This window comes from Streptomyces sp. ICN903 (assembly GCF_022015835.1).
Taxonomy (GTDB): domain Bacteria; phylum Actinomycetota; class Actinomycetes; order Streptomycetales; family Streptomycetaceae; genus Streptomyces; species Streptomyces fenghuangensis.
The window spans coordinates 1-2,441 of record NZ_JAKMAY010000493.1; the positions used below are offsets into that span (position 1 = coordinate 1).

3 protein-coding genes are annotated in these 2,441 nt (G+C 70.7%); 1 reads left to right on the plus strand and 2 read right to left on the minus strand.

Annotated features, from left to right (window positions below; genetic code table 11):
- Nucleotides 1-60: 60 nt before the first annotated feature.
- Nucleotides 61-546 (minus strand): Lrp/AsnC family transcriptional regulator, encoded by a 486-nt coding sequence (locus tag L7D48_RS28115; RefSeq protein WP_237883813.1) that lies wholly within the window; start codon nucleotides 544-546, stop codon nucleotides 61-63.
- Nucleotides 547-669: 123 nt separating this feature from the next.
- Between L7D48_RS28115 and hppD the strand changes: the two genes are divergently transcribed.
- Nucleotides 670-1,812: a 4-hydroxyphenylpyruvate dioxygenase gene (gene hppD / locus L7D48_RS28120; RefSeq protein WP_237883815.1), complete on the plus strand. Its 1,143-nt coding sequence runs from the start codon at nucleotides 670-672 to the stop codon at nucleotides 1,810-1,812.
- A gap of 121 nt (nucleotides 1,813-1,933) precedes the next feature.
- Here the strand turns inward: hppD and L7D48_RS28125 are convergent.
- Nucleotides 1,934-2,441 (minus strand): RDD family protein (locus L7D48_RS28125; protein ID WP_237883817.1); only part of this gene is annotated, 508 nt, incomplete at its 5' end.

A 2,441-nucleotide genomic window follows, 5' to 3' on the forward strand; every position in this document is an offset into this window, starting at 1 on the left:
ATCCAGCGACATCCGGCTCCCCCCGCCTCCCTCGCGGACCCCCGGCTCCGCGACGGCGCGTCAGGAGGCGGACTGTCCGGCGTCCCTGGCCGCCTGGCGCACCAGTGGGACGATCCGCAGCGGCACCGGGTTCTCCATGACGATGGCCGTGGAGGCCCGCACGATGCCCTCGAACCCGACCACCTTGTCGATCACTCGCTGGAGATCGGCGTTGGAGCGGGCCACCAGACGGCAGAGCATGTCGCCGCGGCCGGTGATGGTGTGCAGCTCCAGCACCTCCGGGACGGTCGCCAGATGCGCCCGTACGTCGCGGCCCTGCCCCTGCCGGATCTCCAGCGTGGCGAAGGCGGTGACCGGGTAGCCGATGGCCGCGGGGTCGACGTCGGGCCCGAAGCCGCGGATCACCCCGCTGCCCTGCAGCCGGTCCAGCCGCGCCTGCACGGTGCCCCGGGCCACCCCCAGACGGCGGGACGCCTCCAGCACGCCGATGCGCGGCTCGGCGGCGAGCAGCTCCAGCAGCCGGCCGTCCAGCTCGTCGATGCCCATGGCCTGCCTCCCTGGTGGTCATCCTGTACAGATAGCCCGGACTGACGGGGTGATCACTGTACAGATTGCTCAGTGTTCGCGGGAACTATTGCGCATCTTGTGGAACAGCGGGAGCCTGCGGCCATGACTGAGACCATGCACAACGCCCCCAGCACCGCCCGGCAGGCCGATCCCTTCCCGGTGAAGGGGATGGACGCGGTCGTCTTCGCCGTGGGCAACGCCAAGCAGGCCGCGCACTACTACTCCACGGCCTTCGGCATGAAGCTCGTGGCCTACTCCGGCCCCGAGAACGGCAGCCGCGAGACCGCCTCCTACGTCCTGGAGTCGGGCTCCGCCCGCTTCGTCCTCACGTCAGTCATCAAGCCGGCCACCGAGCGCGGCCGGTTCCTCGCCGAGCATGTCGCCGCGCACGGCGACGGCGTGATCGACCTGTCCATCGAGGTACCGGACGCGCGGGCCGCGTACGCCTACGCGATCGAGCACGGCGCCACCGGCCTGGAGGAGCCCCACGAGGTCGAGGACGAGCACGGCACCGTCGTGCTGGCCGCCATCGCCACCTACGGCGAGACCCGCCACACCCTGGTGGAGCGCTCCGGCTACGACGGCCCCTACCTGCCCGGTTTCACCGCGGCGAAGCCGATCACCGAGCCCGGCCCCCGCTTCTTCCAGGCCATCGACCACTGCGTCGGCAACGTCGAACTGGGGAAGATGGACGAGTGGGTGGCCTTCTACAACAAGGTCATGGGCTTCACCAACATGAAGGAGTTCGTGGGCGACGACATCGCCACCGAGTACTCCGCGCTGATGTCCAAGGTCGTGGCCGACGGGAAGCGCAAGGTGAAGTTCCCGCTCAACGAGCCCGCGATCGCGAAGAAGAAGTCGCAGATCGACGAGTACCTGGAGTTCTACGGCGGCCCGGGCGTGCAGCACATCGCGCTCGCCACCAACGACATCGTCGCCACCGTGCGGGCCATGCGCGCCGCCGGCGTGGAGTTCCTGGACACCCCCGACTCCTACTACGACACCCTGGGCGAGTGGGTCGGCGAGACCCGGGTGCCGATCGAGGAGCTGCGCGAGCTGAAGATCCTCGCCGACCGCGACGAGGACGGCTACCTGCTGCAGATCTTCACCAAGCCGGTCCAGGACCGTCCGACGGTGTTCTTCGAGATGATCGAGCGCCACGGCTCCATGGGCTTCGGCAAGGGCAACTTCAAGGCCCTGTTCGAGGCCATCGAGCGCGAGCAGGAGCGGCGCGGCAACCTCTGAGCCGTCGCTTCCCGCTCCCCGTGCCGCGCGCGGCGCGCGCACGTCCCCGCGGCCCCGCCTCCCTGACGGCGGGGCCGCGGCCCGTCTCCGGGCGCGGCACCGCGCTCCGCCGCCGGACCCGTCATCTGGTGCGGACCACCACGGTGCGCACGATCTTGTCGTGCAGCCCCTGGCGGAAGGGCCTGTCCCAGGTGCACCACAGGTAGGCGAGCGGCACGCACATCGCGTTGTTGATCAGCCCCGCCATCAGATGGCGCCCCAGCGCGGCCCCGAAGCTCACCTGCTCGCCGGTCTCGATGCGCGCCACCTTCAGCCCGCACAGCCGCTTCCCCACGGTGCCGCCGGTGGCGGTGAGGGCGGGGTCGTAGAGGAGGAAGGCGAACAGGAGCGAGAAAATGATGCCGGTGATCGCCAGCCCCTCCGTCACGCCCTCGGGGTCGGTGTCCAGGTGCATGGCGCACGGCACGGTGATTCCGGCCACGATCGCCGCCATGACCAGTGCGTCCACCAGCTTCGCCAGGAAGCGCCTGCCCAGCGGGGCCACCAGCTCCGGCGGCGGACCCGGCAGCGGCGGGGGCGCGTACGCGTACGGCGGGGGCGCATACGCGTACGGCCCGGGGGGACCGGGC

What these genes read in the sequence shown, in the direction of transcription:
- L7D48_RS28115 (WP_237883813.1), bottom strand. Translation starts at nt 546, where the DNA reads ATGGGCATCGACGAGCTGGACGGCCGGCTGCTGGAGCTGCTCGCCGCC.
- hppD (WP_237883815.1), top strand. Translation starts at nt 670, where the DNA reads ATGACTGAGACCATGCACAACGCCCCCAGCACCGCCCGGCAGGCCGAT.